Origin of the sequence: Polynucleobacter sp. MWH-HuK1, assembly GCF_018881815.1 — a bacterium.
Classification (GTDB): Bacteria; Pseudomonadota; Gammaproteobacteria; order Burkholderiales; family Burkholderiaceae; genus Polynucleobacter.
Genome location: NZ_JACVPP010000001.1, coordinates 499,435 through 514,519 on the forward strand (window position 1 = coordinate 499,435; position 15,085 = coordinate 514,519).

Below are 15,085 nucleotides of genomic sequence, written 5' to 3' on the forward strand. Positions count from 1 at the left end.
TGTAGAAAGGTCTGACCTAGAATTGTGGGATGGATCAAAAAGATCAACGACCGCGGAAGTTAGTATGGCCTTTACAGGCTATGCCGTTAGCTAGGGCTATGAGCTTAAGTTATGCGCTCTTGATTATCTATGTGAGCCTTAACCCCTTCGATTTTGATTTCCATAACGGAATATCTGCCTGGGCATGGTTGGATGCCCCCTTGCCTCGTTTTATTACTTTGTTTGATGTGGCAGTCAATATCCTTGCTTATATCCCTTTTGGGTTTTTGGTGATGTTTGCTGCCTACCCACGTTGGCGTAACTTCGTAGCCCTTGGTGTCGCCCTTGGTTTGAGTGCCGCACTTGCCTTGGGTGTAGAGACCTTGCAATCTTGGCTGCCTACACGTATTCCCAGTCAGATGGATTGGTGGGCCAATATATTGGGGGGGTTATTGGGAGGCTTATTGGCCATTCCACTGGGTCCGCAGTGGCTCTCCGGGAGCGCTATTCGCCGCCGTTTTGACCAATGGTTTGGCTTGAATTGGGCAGCGTGTGCATTATTTCTGTTGTTTCCATGGTCGCAAATTTATCCTCAAAGCTCTTGGCTTGGAACGGGCGTTTGGGGGCATGCAATATTTGGCTCAGTAGATTGGGGCACTTGGGTGATTAATCATGTTGCTCAGGAGGTAGTGATTACATCGTTATGTTGGCTCGGCGTTGCCTTATTGCTGTCGCTCGGATTACGAGCTAAGGCACCTCAGTGGCGCATCCTGAACGGGCTACTTGGTTTGACGGTACTCATCAAGATTTTGTTTACAGCACTTCAGTTTGGCGCCGAATTTAGTTTGAATTGGTTAACTGCAGGGGCCCTCTGGGGAATGGTGCTGGGTAGCATCTTATTAAGGTCGGCACTAAAGTTGGAGCCCGAGCTTAAATTTTGGCTAGCTTTGACCTGTTTAGTGGGAACCACAATAGCGGTCAACATATTGCCTGACAATCCCTACTTCATTCTGACGCTAAGACATTGGTATCAGGGTCGCTTATTGCACTTTAATGAGCTCATGCAGTGGGTTTCAGTAGTATGGTTACCTTTAGCGCTTATTTGGATGCTTCGCAGTGCTAGGGAATTTAAATCGAAGCATTGATGAATATAATTTTTCTATGAGTTTTTCACACCACCTATTTTTTTGTTTAAATCAACGCAGTAATGGCGAAGAGTGCTGCGATCAGCACAATGCTTTTATGCTATTTGATTACGCCAAAAAAAGAGTAAAAGAACTTGGACTTGCAGGCCCAGGAAAGATTCGCGTTAATAAGGCTGGATGTTTAGACCGCTGCTCTGAAGGTCCTGTCATGGTCGTTTATCCACAAGGTGTTTGGTACACCATGGTTGATATAAATGATGTTGAGGAAATTATCCAATCACATTTAATTGCAGGTCGCCCGGTTGAGCGCTTGCAGTTGGCTTAGCAATTTAAATGATTGAAAGTGATTTATGAATAGCCGTACAAAATTAATTCATATTGAAGGTATTGTTGGATCAATTGAGATGTCGATTGATCTTCCCGATGAATTAAAAAATGATCCTAACTTTGCAGTTCGTGGTTTAGCGCTCGTTGCTCATCCGCACCCTCTAATGGGTGGGACGATGGATAACAAAGTTGCGCAAACTATGGCACGTGCATTTAACCAATTGGGTTATGTTAGTGTGCGTCCAAACTTTCGTGGTGTCGGTGGAACCGAGGGTGTTCATGATGATGGCGTTGGAGAGCTAGAAGATTTACTGCATGTGACTGACTGGATGCGTACTCCATCAAGCTGGAGCGAATTTGAGGCAACTGCTAATCAGGCCTGGGCAGCGAACGCAAATAGTTTGCCATTAGTTGTTTCTGGTTTTTCTTTTGGAAGTTTTGTTGGCAGCCACTTGGTGCAAAGGCTTTCAGAGCTGGGGCGCCCAGCTGAGCGTCTTGTCATGGTGGGTAGTGCTGCTGGCAAGTGGACGCTGGCTCAAGTTCCTGCGGATACGATATTAATTCATGGTGAATTAGATGAAACGATCCCATTAATTGATGTTTTGGATTGGGCGCGCCCACAAGAATTAGCGGTGCAGGTAGTTCCTGGCGCTGATCATTTTTTCCACCGTCGCTTACATTGCATTCGCAACATCATTACTGGTGCTTGGTTGGGTATGCCAGATCACCGCAAATAATTACAAATCAAATTAGATATAGAGAGTTAAAGCATGGCTGAAGAAAAGTCCTTAATTGAGTACCCCTCATTATTTCCAATCAAGGTAATGGGCAAAGCAAACCCTGAATATCTCCCTGCGATCATTCATATTGCCAAGCAATTTGATCCTACATTTGATGAGAGCAAAGTAGAGCAGCGTCCTTCCAAGGACGGAAATTACTTGGGAATTACTTTGCCAATTACTGCGACTAGTCGTGAGCAGTTGGATGAGCTCTATAGAACTTTGTCTACTCACCCATTAGTTAGCGTCGTTCTCTAATTCATTGATGCCGGCTTTGATAAAACAACTTGGGTTGGCGGATTACGCATCGACGTATGAGGCAATGCAAGCATTTACAAAGGCGCGTAATAACGATACGCCTGATGAGATTTGGGTGTTAGAGCATCCCCCTGTGTTTACTTTGGGCTTAGCTGGTGATGCAAGAAATTTGCATTCACCGAGCAATCAAATTCCTCTAGTGCATGTTGATCGCGGTGGCGAAATCACTTATCACGGGCCAGGCCAGATTGTTGTTTATCTTCTGTTGGATCTCAGGCGCCTTGGAATTTTCGTCAAGGAGCTGGTTTCTCGAATAGAGCAAGCAGTGATTGATACCCTAGCCGATTTCGGCATTCAGGCTGAAAGACATCCAGGCGCACCAGGAATTTATGTCTCTCAGCAGTTAGGGGTGCCTCCAGAATGGATTGGCGCTAAGATTGCAGCCCTGGGCCTTAAAGTATCTAAAGGCTGTTCCTATCATGGTCTTGCCTTGAATGTGGCGACTGATTTGGAGGCTTTCAAGCGTATCCACCCTTGTGGTTATGAGGGTTTAAAAACGGTTGATATGCAAACCCTTGGGATCAAGGACAATATAGACATTATTAGCCAAAGGCTTTTGCAGCACTTACAAAAGCAACTGATGCCATCATGACAACAAACAAGCCTGATATAAACACACCTATTGAGGGTCGCCAAGATCTCAATTACGACGCATCACGTAAGCAAAAATCAAGCGAGAAGACTGCGCGTATTCCAATCAAGATTGTTCCACTAGAACAAGTGCTTAAAAAGCCGGATTGGATTCGAGTAAAGGCAGCCTCCAATAATTCACGCTTTTCTGAAATCAAAAAGATTTTGCGCGAAAACGAGTTGGTAACTGTTTGCGAGGAAGCAAGCTGTCCCAATATCGGCGAGTGTTTTGGTAAGGGCACTGCAACCTTCATGATCATGGGTGACAAATGCACGCGCCGTTGCCCATTCTGCGATGTAGGTCATGGCAGGCCAGATCCTTTGGACACAAAAGAGCCGGCTAATTTAGCCCGCACAATTGCAGCGCTCAAATTAAACTATGTTGTTATTACCAGCGTGGATCGTGATGATCTGCGTGATGGCGGTGCAATGCATTATGTGGATTGCATTTCTCAATCACGCACCCTTTCGCCCAACACTCGCATCGAAGTGTTGGTGCCAGACTTTCGCGGTCGTCTCGATAAGGCTCTAGATATCTTTGCTGAGCATGCGCCAAATGGTTTGCCCGATGTGATGAATCACAATCTAGAAACAGTACCTCGTTTGTATAAACAAGCTAGACCTGGTGCTGATTACCTTCACTCATTAAAACTTCTAAAAGACTTCAAAGAGCGTTTTCCACACGTACCAACCAAGAGCGGTTTGATGGTGGGTCTGGGCGAAACGGATGATGAGATTTTGGAAGTCATGCGCGATATGCGTGAACATAATATCGACATGCTCACTATCGGTCAGTACCTTGCTCCTTCGGGACATCATTTGCCTGTTACTCGCTATGTTCATCCCGACGTCTTTAGGATGTTTGAGGAAAAGGCTTATGAAATGGGCTTTTCCCATGCGGCAGTAGGTGCTATGGTGCGTTCAAGCTATCACGCAGATCAACAGGCGCATGGAGCTGGGGTTGTTTAGAGGAGTTACAAAAGCCGCTACCTTATTGGCGGCTTTAATTTTTCTTATTGCATGCAGTCCAAAGTTGGATTGGCGAACAGTCCAGTCGCCGCAAGAGCGATACACCGCTTTATTTCCTGGTAAGCCAGATAAATTAGACCGACGCATTCCCTATCTTGATCAAGAGTTTTTGCAGGTTCTTGAGGCGGTAAAAATTGAAAACGATATTTATTCGGTTAGCACTATTCAGTTGCCGGCGAATCAAAGCGTGTCTCTTAGTAAGCTTCTTTCGCAATTGCAGGCGAATGTAATTGATAGGGCAAAAGCATCTGGCGGAGCTGTCGTTGTTGAAGATGGGTTTTATAAAACTGCGGATAAACAACGTTTATCAACCAAAGATTATTTTATTGATTTGAAATCCAATGGAAAATCACAGCAACTCATGCGTGTTCGTTGGATTAATCGAGTTGCACCAAATGGAGATAGTTGGATTTATCAGATCTCAGTGTTGCATACGAATTCTGCTACAGCAAATGCAAAAACTTTTTTTGCTAAAGAAGATTATGAAAACTTCTTTAATGACTTCGTGCCAGAATAATCCGAAGACTTAAAAATTGAATCTACTGCAGTAACTTGCTATTACTGTTTTTCAAGTGCAGCTACTTTTGCTTCTAGCGCTTCTAATTTCTCACGTGTCTTGGCAAGTACCTTGCCTTGTAGTTCAAACTCTTCGCGCGTGACCAAGTCCATTTTCTGAAATCCTTGATTCATCATGGCGCGTACATTCTTTTCAATCTCTTGAGCAGGTGAATTGCGGATCGCATCGCCAACTTTATTCTGCATATCACTAGCGATACGTTGGATTTGTTCGATGATTTCGCCGGGTTTTTGCATGATGGGGATTCGCAGTTCTATTGAGAGTTGCAGAAAAGATACATATTTATATTTTAAGTTGTAAGGAGTAAAACGCCCTAAAAGGGTTAAAAACATGAAAAATGACCTAAATTCACCTATAGGGTGCAATATAAAGCACTAAAAAGGTGCATAAGCATTAAATAGGGGAATTAGGCCAAGGCCAGAAAAAGCCCTCCCGTCATGATCACTCCATGCAATAAGCATTTATCCCTTTTTCATGACCACTTAGGAGTTTTAAATGAAAACAATTCAAAAGACAGCCATCGCTCTAGCAGCCTCTGGTTTATTTGCAACTGCAGCATTTGCTCAATCAGCTCCAGCGGCGGCTCCTGAAGCGCCTGAAGCTAGCCCTATTACAGCTAACGTTACTGTGGTGAATGATTACCGTTATCGCGGCCTCAGCCAGTCAAACTTTAAGCCAGCAATTCAAGGTGGCTTCGACTATGCCCATGAGAGCGGTTTCTACATTGGTAACTGGAACAGCTCAATCAGCTGGATTGCTGATGGCTATAACACTCCTGGTGCAATTGCGTTTACTAATAAAACAGTCTCAGCTCCTATTGAGATGGACTTTTATGCTGGTATCAAGAAAGAGTTGATTGGCGCAGGCTTTGCTTCTGACTTTGGTGTCTTGCAATATTACTATCCAACAAGCGGCATTCCAAACTCTAACAACGCTTTAGCGAATCCAAATACAACAGAGCTATACGTTGCTCAAAACTTCACATTTGGTCCGGTAACTGGTTTTGTAAAATTCTCATATGCAGTAACTCCAATTTTTGGCACTGTTAACTCATCCGGTTCTTACTATCCTGACTTAACGCTGAACTACGATACTGGCATTTGGGGCTTATCTTTGAATGGACACGTAGGTTATCAATATATTGCTGGTAACCAAAATGGAGTCTCTTCTTCTGCCACATATCCAAATTTGAGCAATAGCACTCTCTACTCATATACAGATTGGAAACTGGGAGTAACTAAAGACTTTGGAGGTGGCTTATCTGCTGCCGTGGCTTATGTTGGTACCAATGCGGCTACCTACAACGGTAGTTATGCATATGTAAGTCCCTCTGGTAAGAATTTGGGTCAAGCAGGTGGCTTAATTTCCCTAACAAAAACTTTCTAATTTCCACTCTGAACGGAGAAACGTATGAAATTAATTACCGCAATCATCAAGCCATTCAAGCTTGACGAAGTGCGCGAGGCTCTCTCGGAAGTGGGAGTTTCGGGCATTACCGTCACTGAGGTTAAAGGCTTTGGTCGTCAAAAAGGTCACACCGAGTTATATCGCGGTGCTGAGTATGTTGTCGACTTCTTACCTAAAGTAAAAATTGAAGCTGCTGTTGAAGATGGCATCTTGGAGCGTGCGATTGAAGCAATTGAAAAATCTGCACGTACAGGCAAGATTGGTGATGGCAAGATTTTTGTCTCCCCAGTTGAGCACGTCATTCGTATTCGCACCGGTGAAACCGGCGCGTCAGCACTTTAAAGAGAGGTTCAAAATGTTAACTTGGATGAAACGACTCGTTGCTGGTGGTGCTGTGGCCTTGGCCATTGGCGCTACCGGTGTAATGGTTACTTCACCAGCCCATGCTGATGAAGTTAAGAAGCCGGCTGTTACAGCGCCTGCTGCGACTCCTGCTGCTGCAGAGCCTGCTCCAGTTCTTTGCTCTGAAAAGTGCAATAAGGCTGATACCGCTTGGTTACTAGTATGTACCGCATTAGTAATTCTGATGACTTTGCCTGGTTTGGCTTTGTTCTACGGTGGCTTAACAAGAAGTAAAAACATTCTTTCTGTACTCGTACAGTGCATGTTTATCTTTTCATTGATAGCGGTCTTGTGGTCGCTTTATGGCTATAGCTTTGCATTTAGCGAAGGCGGGGCATTTATTGGTGGATTGGATCGCTTGTTCTTACAAGGTATGAATCCAGATTCAGTAGCGGCTACTTTTAGTAAAGGCGTTGTTATTCCTGAGTTTGTATTTATGACTTTCCAAGCTGCCTTTGCAACGATTACTTGCTGCTTGATTGTTGGTGCGTTTGCTGAACGTGCAAAGTTCTCCGCAATCATTTTGTTTGTGATTCTTTGGTTCACTTTCAGCTATCTGCCAATTGCTCATATGGTTTGGTTCTGGCCTGGTCCTGACGACATCAAAGATGCTGCATCACTTGAAGCAATTACAGCGCGTGCTGGTTGGTTGTGGCAAAAGGGTGTTCTCGACTTTGCTGGTGGTACCGTTGTTCATATCAATGCTGCGATCGCAGGCTTGGTTGGCTCATATGTAGTTGGTAAGCGTTTGGGTTACGGCAAAGAAGCTATGAAGCCACACAACTTGGTATTCGTCATGATTGGCGCCTCACTCTTATGGTTTGGTTGGTTTGGCTTCAATGCTGGTTCAGCCCTCGAGGCAAACGGTAGTGCAGTATTGGCTTTTGTAAATACATTGTTGGCAACAGCTGCTGCAGTATTGAGCTGGTCATTTGCTGAGTGGATTACAAAAGGCAAGCCATCCATGTTGGGTGCTGCTTCTGGATGCGTAGCCGGTTTGGTTGCTGTTACTCCTGCTGCTGGCTTTGTAGGTCCAATGGGTGCGCTCGCCATCGGTGCTGCTGCTGGTGTAGTTTGCTTGTGGGGTGTTTCTGGTCTCAAGAAGATGTTGGGTTCAGATGACAGCTTAGACGTATTCGGCGTGCATGGCGTTGGCGGTATCTTGGGCGCATTGCTAACAGGCGTATTTGCTGATCCAGCTCTCGGCGGAACAGGTATTTGGGACTATGTGGCAAATGCTGTTGCCCCCGATTACTCAATCGCTAGTCAGCTCTGGATCCAAAGCCAAGGCGTGATTGTGACTTTAATTTGGTCAGGCGTAGTTTCTTTCATTGCCTTCAAATTGGTCGATATCGTGATTGGTTTGCGTGTCAAGGAAGATCAAGAGCGTGAAGGCCTCGATATCACCTCACACGGTGAGTCTGCCTACGAGTCTTAATCTGTAGATTTACCCCTCACTGGGTGGCTAATGGTTAGCTGCCCAGTTTTAAGCGCGGGATCCATGGATCCCGCGTCTTTCTTTTAATAATCTTACAATGGTGGAATGGTTCCACATCTCATTACTGCACTAAGCGGCCCTTTGCTCGAATTAGAGTCAAAGGTTCTAGAAGCGACCCCAACCATTGAGCGTTGGTTCAGGCTGGAATGGCAAGAGCACACGCCACCTTTTTACTGTTCAGTTGATCTACGTAATTCCGGGTTTAAGTTGGCGCCGGTAGACACCAATCTTTTCCCAGGTGGGTTTAATAATCTATCTCCGCAGATGTTGCCTTTAGCTGTGCAAGCTGCAATGGCTGCTATTGAGAAGATTTGTCCGGAAGCGAAAAACTTATTGTTAATCCCGGAGCGTCATACTCGCAATACTTTCTATTTGCAAAATATTGCACGTTTGTCTTCAATATTGCGTCAAGCAGGTTTGAATGTTCGCCTCGGCACTTTCTCCGAAGAAATAAAGAAGCCAACTTGGATTGAGTTGCCTGACGGTAACCGCTTGTTGATGGAGCCTCTTTCTAGGCTGGGGTTGAAGAAGCAGCGTTTAGGTTTAAAAGACTTTGACCCTTGCTCTATCTTATTGAACAACGATCTATCAGCTGGCATCCCGCCGATTCTGGAAAATATTTATGAGCAGTACTTATTGCCTGGCTTGCACGCCGGTTGGCATGTGCGCCGTAAATCAAATCACTTTGCTGCTTACGAAGAGGTCGCGAAGAAGTTTGCTAAAGTCGTCGATATTGATCCGTGGATGATTAATCCCTATTTTTCAAGTTGCTCAAATATTAATTTCCACGAGCGCAAGGGCGAAGACGAATTACAAACTGCAGTCGAACAGGTATTAAAAAAGACAGCGAAAAAATATCGTGAATACGGCATTAAAGAGAAGCCATACGTTGTTGTGAAAGCAGATGCAGGAACCTATGGCATGGGCATCATGGTTGTAAACGATCCCGCACAGCTGAAGGGTTTGAATCGCAAAGATCGCAATAAGATGAGCGTGGTTAAGGAAGGTCTTGAGGTCAGTGACGTGTTGATTCAGGAGGGCGTCTATACCTTCGAAAAGGTTAATGAGGCAGTTGCTGAACCAGTGGTGTACATGATTGACCGCTACGTTATTGGCGGGTTCTATCGCGTTCATACCGATCGTGGTCCAGATGAAAATCTCAACGCGCCTGGCATGCACTTTGTGCCGCTGGCATTTGAGCAAAACTCTATGCCTGATTTGGGCGCTAAGCCAGGCAGCGCAGCACCTAATCGTTTCTATTTGTATGGCGTGGTTGCCCGTCTAGCTCTTCTTGCTGCATCATTGGAGCTTGAGCGTACCGATCCAAATGCCGAAGCTGCATAAATGAAACACTAATCTCTCAATAGAAAAATGGACTTTCTTTTTATTGCAGACCCCCTGGAGTCTTTCAAGATTCAAAAAGATTCCACGCTGACAATGATGCGCGCTGCTCAAGAGGCTGGACATCGTTTATGGTTTTGCCAAAGTAGAAATGTTTTATGGCGAGATGATTTCGTAGTGGCTGATTGTCAGTTGTTAGTAATCAAGCCAAGCTCTACGAATTGGTATGAGTTGGGCGACATTGAGTCTCGGGTACTCAAATCTTTTTCTGCAGTTCTCATGCGCACAGATCCACCATTTGATATTGAATACCTTAATACAACTTGGTTGTTATCGGCTGCAGTTCGTCAGGGTGCAAAAGTATTTAATGAGCCTAGTGCGGTGCGTGATCACTCAGAAAAACTGTCTATTACCGAGTTTCCTGAGCTTATTCCTCCTACTCTGGTAACCCGTGAACTGGATGCGGTAGAGCGCTTTCATCAAATTCACCAAGACATTGTGATCAAACCCTTGGATGGCATGGGGGGCATGGGCGTATTTAGGGTTGGTGCCGACGGCCTAAATCTCGCGAGCATTGTCGAAACACTTGGGGAAAATGGCGCAAGGACGCTAATGATTCAACGCTTCCTTCCAGAGATTGTCCATGGCGATAAGCGCGTGCTATTAATTGGCGGTCAAGTCGTGCCATTTGCCTTGGCTCGTATTCCACAGGGCAATGAAATTCGCGGCAATTTAGCCGCTGGCGGTAAAGGGGTTGCCATGCCCTTAACTGAGGATGAAAAAAGGGTTGCAGAAAAATTGGCGTCAATACTCAATCAGCGTGGATTATTCTTAGTTGGACTAGACTTAATCGGAGGCTATCTCACTGAAATTAATGTGACTAGCCCCACTTGTTTTGTTGAAATTACCGACCAAAGTGATTTTAATGTTCCGCAATTTTGGTTGGCAACACTAGAGAAAGCATTGGCATAAATATGGCTGGAATTGTCATCGTTGCTCATACACCGGTTGCGAGCGCAATGTTGGGTTTTGCAGAACATACCTTTGGAGTGCTGCCAGAACGTGTGCGGGCGGTTGATATTCCCCCCCATGAAGATACTAAGGTGAGCTTTGATCGCGTGCTGAAAGCGGCTTATGGCGTAAATACGGGTAATGGTGTTCTTATTCTGACCGATGTCATGGGTGCCACCCCTGCGAATGTAGCATCCAAATTGGAAGCATTGGGCCCCTTATCGGGATTAAATGCGCCTGTGGTTGTTTTGGCTGGACTTAACCTCCCTATGTTGATGCGTTGCATCTCTCATCGCGGTGAGGGTTTAGAGGAGCTCGCGCAAAAGGCGCTTGTTGGTGGGCAGCATGGAATTTTGCGCCTCGGTTCAAAAGTAAATCAAGAGTAAAGAGGACTCATCCACAATGCCTACTGCAGAAATTGAAATCATTAATAAGTTGGGTTTGCACGCACGCGCTTCTGCAAAGCTTTCTCAATTAGCCGCACAGTTTCCCTGTGAAATATTCCTGTCACGTAATGGACGTCAAATTAATGCCAAGAGCATCATGGGTGTCATGATGTTAGCGGCTGGAATTGGCAGCACTGTCATTCTTGAGACTATAGGCGAGAAAGAGGATGAAGCTCTGCAGGCTCTGACAGCTTTGATTAATGATCGCTTTGGTGAAGGTGAGTAATTGGTATGACATTTGCTTTGCACGGAATTCCGGTATCAAAAGGCATTGCCATTGGCAAAGCCGTACTGATATCTCGTGCAGCATTAGAAGTGAGTCATCATCTGGTTGAGGTCGGTAAAGAAGAGGCTGAAGCTCAAAAGTTGTTGGATGCGTTTGATCAGGTGCGTTTAGAGCTCGAGCAATTGCGTCAAGGCTTGCCTAAAGATGCGCCACAAGAGATGGCGGCATTCTTAGATGTGCACGGCATGATATTGGCTGACCCTGCGTTAGCTGAGAAGCCGATTAAGTTAATTCGCACTCAAAGATTAAATGCAGCTTGGGCTTTAACAACTGAGCTCAATGATCTATTGGAACAATTTGCAGATATTGAAGATGCGTATCTAAAAGAGCGTGCTAATGATATTCGGCAGGTTGCTGAGCGTGTCATTAAGGCATTAAATGCCCAGAAGAAAGATTCCTTAAATGATTCAGATTTCTTACCCGGAAGTGAAGTTGGGGTCGAGTCGATCATTGTTGCCCATGATATTGCCCCGCACGACATGTTGCGTTTTAAAGAGCATGCCTTTACAGGTTTTGTAACAGACCTTGGTGGCAAGACCTCGCATACCGCTATTGTGGCTCGTAGTATGGAGATTCCTGCGGTAGTTGGTGTGCGTCATGCGAGTGAAATGATTCGTCATGGCGACTGGCTTGTATTGGATGGCGAGCGAGGTGTTGTGGTAGTTGCTCCAGATGAGCATCTGCTAGCTGAGTATCGAAAATTACAAACGCAAGTATTAAAAGAGGCTCGCAAGCTCCAGCAGTTAAAACATGCCAAAACTGAAACAGCAGATCGTGTTGAGATTGAGTTGTTCGCCAATATTGAGTTGCCAGAAGATGCTATTCAAGCGGTGAAGTTGGGTGCAGTGGGTGTTGGTTTGTTCCGCTCCGAATTTTTATTCATGGATCGCAAACAAGCTTTACCAGATGAAGAGCAGCAATATCAGGAATATCGCCGTGTAGTGGATTTGATGCATGGCTTGCCTGTCAACATCAGAACGATCGATGTTGGTGCCGATAAGGCTTTAGGCGGCGGCGGTGACATTTCGCAAACAGGCACGTCACCACTAGGGTTGCGAGCGATCCGCTGGTCTTTAACGGAGCCTGAAATTTTCTTAACGCAGTTAAGGGCTATCTTGCGTGCTTCAGCACATGGCCAGGCGCGCATCATGATTCCAATGTTGGCACATGCAAAAGAAATTGACGAAACATTTAGATTAATTGAAAAAGCGAAGCAGCAATTGCATCAGCGTGGAAAAGCATTTAACCCGAATATTCAAGTCGGCGCCATGATTGAGATTCCTGCTGCAGCTTTGGTGCTACCTTTGTTTATTAATCGCTTTGATTTCCTATCAATTGGAACTAACGATTTAATTCAGTACACCTTGGCGATTGATCGTGCGGATCATGCTGTCGCGCATTTATACGATCCCCTGCATCCGGCCATATTGAACTTATTGGCAAATATTATTGAGCAAGCTAAACGCGCAAATGTGCCTGTGGCCGTTTGTGGTGAGATGGCTGGTGATCCTGCATTAACAAGGTTATTGCTGGCGCTGGGCTTGACCGATTTTTCAATGCACTTTAGTCAGTTGCTATTGGTAAAGCGAGAGATTTTGCAGGCTAATGTAGGTTTATTAAAGGCTCGTGTAGCTAGAGTTTTGAGGGCTTATGAGCCCGAAGAGCAAGCAAAAGCTTTAGAACGCTTACTTTCTTAGTAGTCTTGGTGCGCTGAGCTGCACACTGAACACTCACCATTGCGGCTAATGCGGATTTCATCAATCTGGGTTGTCCGCCCATTCCAAAGTAGCATACGTCCCACTAAGGTTTCACCAAAGCCAATTAAAACTTGCAGGGCTTGAGCTGCCTGCATGGCACCAATAATTCCCACCAAGGGCGAGAAGATACCCATGCTAGAGCAGCTGACCTCTTCAAATTGCTCATCTGGAGAAAAGATGCAGGCATAGCATGGTGACTTTGAGTTACGCGGATCAAAAACACTAACTTGACCATCAAATTTGAGGGCCGATCCAGAAACCAGTGCAGTTTTACTTTTAACGCAGGCAGCATTAATTAGATGCCTAGTTGAAAAATTATCCGTGCAATCTAAAACTACATCTACGCTCGGCAATAACTCGTCAAGCAGTGAGTTGGTTGCTTTGGCTTGAATGGTTTCGATTTGAATCGTGGAATTCAGTCGCTCTAGAAATTCTTTTCCGGAGGCAACTTTGCTTTTGCCAACACTGCTCTCGGCATGCATGATTTGGCGCTGCAAATTCGTAAGTTCTACGGCATCATGATCCATCAGGGTGATGTGACCTACTCCTGCTGCGGCCAAGTAAGGTGCGGCCGCACTACCCAGGCCGCCAGCGCCAACTACCAATACGTGTGCTTTAAGCAATTTTTCTTGGCCAACAACATCAATTTCTTCCAGTAATAAATGCCTGGAGTAGCGAAGTAACTGCTTGTCATTCATATGCTAGCCGTAAGCTAAAAATTATTCAAGCTTAGAGGATGAGCGTTTCACAGGCTGGCCATTAATAAAGGCAACTGCTTGAGAAAGCATGAAATCATCAGCGCTACCAAGTTCTGGTGGCTTCTTATTTTTATCTTTCTCTTTTTCCTCAGGAGTTTTCTTCGCATTTTTTTCTTCAATGCGTTGTAGCTCTTCGAGACGACGTTGCTCACGATCTTTAATGAGCTTGTCTTCAGCAGATTGTTTATTGCGCAGATGCTTCTCGCTGTCAATTTCGCGAGTGATCAAAACATCATCTGGATCACCATCTTTATTTTGATCTACCGGAATATCTGGTTTAACGCCAAAAGCCTGAATCGATTTACCGCTAGGGGTGTAGTAGTAAGCGGTAGTAATTTTGAGCGCTGAATCATTGGTTAGAGGGCGAACAGTTTGTACCGAGCCCTTACCAAAAGTTGTTTTCCCGATGATGGTCGCACGCTTGTAGTCTTGTAGTGCGCCAGCAACGATTTCTGAAGCAGATGCAGAGTAGGCATTTACTAAAACCACCATAGGCAACTTCTTAAAGATGGCTGGTACACCCGCTAGTGGATCACCAGGCTCGTTCAAGCGGTACATTGCTGGAGTGGCATTGAATACTTGCTTTGAGTCGGGTGATTGGCCTTTGGTGGAGACAATGATTGCATCTGCTGGCAAGAACGCAGCAGCCACACCAACGGCGCCCTGTAATAAACCGCCGCCATTGTTACGAAGGTCAAGAATGATGCCTTTAAGTTTTGGGTCTTGGTTGGCGATATCAGTTAATTTTCTAGCAAGATCGGGAACTGTGCGCTCCTGAAAGCTAGTAATACGAACCCAAGCAATGTCGTTGTCGAGAATTTTAGTTTTGACTGATTGAACTTTAATTTCTGCACGAGTAATTGTTACTGGAAAGCTACGCTCTTCACTCTTGCGGAATACTGTCAAAGTAATTTTGGTTCCCGGTGTGCCACGCATTGTGCGGACAGCTTTGTCAAGGGACATGCCGCGTACTGGCTTGTCGTCTAGACGTGTAATTAAATCTCCTGCCTGTAGACCTGCACGAGCTGCTGGGCTATCTTCAATTGGATTTAACACCTTCACCACGCCATCCTCAGATGTAATTTCAATACCGAGACCAGCAAATTTTCCAGATGTTTGTTCCTGCATTTCTGAAAAGTCTTTTTTGTCTAAGAAGGTGGAATGCGGATCAAGGCTACTCACCATTCCTTTGACAGCATCTGTCAATAATTGCTTGTCTTCAATCGGCTCTACATACTCACGTTTAATCTGTGCAAATACATTGGACAGCGTGCGTAGTTCATCCAGCGGGAGCTGGGCGCCTTGCTGGGCGGTCGCGGAGAGCTGGATCGTAGCTGCAACTCCAGCAATAAGACCAACTGCGATCAGTGCAAAATTCTTTAGAAATTGGCGCAT

At 45.3% G+C, this 15,085-nt stretch carries 18 protein-coding genes; 15 read left to right on the forward strand and 3 right to left on the reverse strand.

Annotated elements, in window-relative coordinates:
- The first annotated feature begins 29 nt into the window (after positions 1-29).
- The 7 genes from ICE93_RS02660 to ICE93_RS02690 are packed head-to-tail and all read left to right on the forward strand — an operon-like array spanning position 30 to position 4,724.
- The gene (locus ICE93_RS02660) at positions 30-1,124 is read left to right on the forward strand and encodes a VanZ family protein (protein WP_216185331.1); all 1,095 of its coding nucleotides are present in this window, start codon (positions 30-32) and stop codon (positions 1,122-1,124) included.
- Between the two features lie 16 nt (positions 1,125-1,140).
- Positions 1,141-1,449, forward strand: coding sequence for a ferredoxin (locus ICE93_RS02665; RefSeq protein WP_216185334.1), 309 nt, complete (start codon positions 1,141-1,143; stop codon positions 1,447-1,449).
- Positions 1,450-1,474: 25 nt separating this feature from the next.
- Positions 1,475-2,188, forward strand: coding sequence for an alpha/beta hydrolase (locus ICE93_RS02670; protein ID WP_216185337.1), 714 nt, complete (start codon positions 1,475-1,477; stop codon positions 2,186-2,188).
- A gap of 33 nt (positions 2,189-2,221) precedes the next feature.
- Complete coding sequence (locus ICE93_RS02675) at positions 2,222-2,488, forward strand: YbeD family protein (RefSeq protein ID WP_216185341.1); 267 nt, start codon at positions 2,222-2,224, stop codon at positions 2,486-2,488.
- 4 nt (positions 2,489-2,492) lie between these two features.
- A complete protein-coding gene (gene lipB, locus ICE93_RS02680; protein WP_255554459.1) occupies positions 2,493-3,140 on the forward strand; it encodes a lipoyl(octanoyl) transferase LipB in 648 nt (215 codons plus the stop codon).
- Positions 3,137-4,147, forward strand: a complete 1,011-nt coding sequence (lipA, locus tag ICE93_RS02685; RefSeq protein WP_216185347.1) for a lipoyl synthase — start codon at positions 3,137-3,139, stop codon at positions 4,145-4,147. Before lipB ends, lipA begins: the two co-directional genes overlap by 4 nt.
- Positions 4,140-4,724, forward strand: coding sequence for a hypothetical protein (locus ICE93_RS02690; RefSeq protein ID WP_255554460.1), 585 nt, complete (start codon positions 4,140-4,142; stop codon positions 4,722-4,724). The genes lipA and ICE93_RS02690 overlap by 8 nt, the downstream gene beginning before the upstream one ends.
- A gap of 41 nt (positions 4,725-4,765) precedes the next feature.
- Here the strand turns inward: ICE93_RS02690 and ICE93_RS02695 are convergent, their stop codons facing one another.
- The gene (locus ICE93_RS02695; RefSeq protein WP_216185352.1) at positions 4,766-5,020 is read right to left on the reverse strand and encodes an accessory factor UbiK family protein; all 255 of its coding nucleotides are present in this window, start codon (positions 5,018-5,020) and stop codon (positions 4,766-4,768) included.
- 259 nt (positions 5,021-5,279) lie between these two features.
- Here ICE93_RS02695 and ICE93_RS02700 point away from each other — a divergent pair, with 259 nt between their 5' ends.
- The 8 genes from ICE93_RS02700 (at position 5,280) to ptsP (ending at position 12,872) form a co-directional block, all read left to right on the forward strand.
- The gene (locus ICE93_RS02700; RefSeq protein WP_216185355.1) at positions 5,280-6,170 is read left to right on the forward strand and encodes a TorF family putative porin; all 891 of its coding nucleotides are present in this window, start codon (positions 5,280-5,282) and stop codon (positions 6,168-6,170) included.
- 24 nt (positions 6,171-6,194) lie between these two features.
- Positions 6,195-6,533 carry a P-II family nitrogen regulator gene (locus tag ICE93_RS02705; RefSeq protein ID WP_011903792.1) on the forward strand — a complete coding sequence of 113 codons (339 nt, stop codon included), beginning with the start codon at positions 6,195-6,197 and terminating at the stop codon, positions 6,531-6,533.
- Between the two features lie 13 nt (positions 6,534-6,546).
- The gene (locus ICE93_RS02710; protein ID WP_216185358.1) at positions 6,547-8,031 is read left to right on the forward strand and encodes an ammonium transporter; all 1,485 of its coding nucleotides are present in this window, start codon (positions 6,547-6,549) and stop codon (positions 8,029-8,031) included.
- A 105-nt stretch (positions 8,032-8,136) separates the two neighbouring features.
- The gene (gene gshA / locus ICE93_RS02715) at positions 8,137-9,435 is read left to right on the forward strand and encodes a glutamate--cysteine ligase (protein WP_216185360.1); all 1,299 of its coding nucleotides are present in this window, start codon (positions 8,137-8,139) and stop codon (positions 9,433-9,435) included.
- A 27-nt stretch (positions 9,436-9,462) separates the two neighbouring features.
- Positions 9,463-10,404, forward strand: a complete 942-nt coding sequence (gene gshB, locus ICE93_RS02720) for a glutathione synthase (RefSeq protein ID WP_216185363.1) — start codon at positions 9,463-9,465, stop codon at positions 10,402-10,404.
- Between the two features lie 2 nt (positions 10,405-10,406).
- On the forward strand, positions 10,407-10,829 hold the full coding sequence (locus ICE93_RS02725; protein ID WP_216185366.1) for a PTS sugar transporter subunit IIA: 423 nt from the start codon (positions 10,407-10,409) through the stop codon (positions 10,827-10,829).
- A 16-nt stretch (positions 10,830-10,845) separates the two neighbouring features.
- Positions 10,846-11,115: an HPr family phosphocarrier protein gene (locus ICE93_RS02730; protein WP_216185369.1), complete on the forward strand. Its 270-nt coding sequence runs from the start codon at positions 10,846-10,848 to the stop codon at positions 11,113-11,115.
- A gap of 5 nt (positions 11,116-11,120) precedes the next feature.
- On the forward strand, positions 11,121-12,872 hold the full coding sequence (ptsP, locus tag ICE93_RS02735; protein ID WP_216185372.1) for a phosphoenolpyruvate--protein phosphotransferase: 1,752 nt from the start codon (positions 11,121-11,123) through the stop codon (positions 12,870-12,872).
- Here the strand turns inward: ptsP and ICE93_RS02740 are convergent.
- Both ICE93_RS02740 and ICE93_RS02745 read right to left on the reverse strand, forming a co-directional pair.
- The gene (locus ICE93_RS02740) at positions 12,869-13,630 is read right to left on the reverse strand and encodes a HesA/MoeB/ThiF family protein (RefSeq protein WP_216185375.1); all 762 of its coding nucleotides are present in this window, start codon (positions 13,628-13,630) and stop codon (positions 12,869-12,871) included. The two genes, ptsP and ICE93_RS02740, sit on opposite strands and share 4 nt — an antisense overlap.
- A gap of 21 nt (positions 13,631-13,651) precedes the next feature.
- Positions 13,652-15,085 (reverse strand): S41 family peptidase, encoded by a 1,434-nt coding sequence (locus ICE93_RS02745; RefSeq protein ID WP_216185378.1) that lies wholly within the window; start codon positions 15,083-15,085, stop codon positions 13,652-13,654.

Bases quoted from the DNA above. Each gene is read 5' to 3' on its own strand.
- ICE93_RS02660 (WP_216185331.1), top strand. From the start codon at position 30: ATGGATCAAAAAGATCAACGACCGCGGAAGTTAGTATGGCCTTTACAG.
- ICE93_RS02665 (WP_216185334.1), top strand. From the start codon at position 1,141: ATGAGTTTTTCACACCACCTATTTTTTTGTTTAAATCAACGCAGTAAT.
- ICE93_RS02670 (WP_216185337.1), top strand. From the start codon at position 1,475: ATGAATAGCCGTACAAAATTAATTCATATTGAAGGTATTGTTGGATCA.
- ICE93_RS02675 (WP_216185341.1), top strand. From the start codon at position 2,222: ATGGCTGAAGAAAAGTCCTTAATTGAGTACCCCTCATTATTTCCAATC.
- lipA (WP_216185347.1), top strand. From the start codon at position 3,137: ATGACAACAAACAAGCCTGATATAAACACACCTATTGAGGGTCGCCAA.
- ICE93_RS02695 (WP_216185352.1), bottom strand. From the start codon at position 5,020: ATGCAAAAACCCGGCGAAATCATCGAACAAATCCAACGTATCGCTAGT.
- ICE93_RS02700 (WP_216185355.1), top strand. From the start codon at position 5,280: ATGAAAACAATTCAAAAGACAGCCATCGCTCTAGCAGCCTCTGGTTTA.
- ICE93_RS02705 (WP_011903792.1), top strand. From the start codon at position 6,195: ATGAAATTAATTACCGCAATCATCAAGCCATTCAAGCTTGACGAAGTG.
- ICE93_RS02710 (WP_216185358.1), top strand. From the start codon at position 6,547: ATGTTAACTTGGATGAAACGACTCGTTGCTGGTGGTGCTGTGGCCTTG.
- gshA (WP_216185360.1), top strand. From the start codon at position 8,137: ATGGTTCCACATCTCATTACTGCACTAAGCGGCCCTTTGCTCGAATTA.
- gshB (WP_216185363.1), top strand. From the start codon at position 9,463: ATGGACTTTCTTTTTATTGCAGACCCCCTGGAGTCTTTCAAGATTCAA.
- ICE93_RS02725 (WP_216185366.1), top strand. From the start codon at position 10,407: ATGGCTGGAATTGTCATCGTTGCTCATACACCGGTTGCGAGCGCAATG.
- ICE93_RS02730 (WP_216185369.1), top strand. From the start codon at position 10,846: ATGCCTACTGCAGAAATTGAAATCATTAATAAGTTGGGTTTGCACGCA.
- ptsP (WP_216185372.1), top strand. From the start codon at position 11,121: ATGACATTTGCTTTGCACGGAATTCCGGTATCAAAAGGCATTGCCATT.
- ICE93_RS02740 (WP_216185375.1), bottom strand. From the start codon at position 13,630: ATGAATGACAAGCAGTTACTTCGCTACTCCAGGCATTTATTACTGGAA.
- ICE93_RS02745 (WP_216185378.1), bottom strand. From the start codon at position 15,085: ATGCGCCAATTTCTAAAGAATTTTGCACTGATCGCAGTTGGTCTTATT.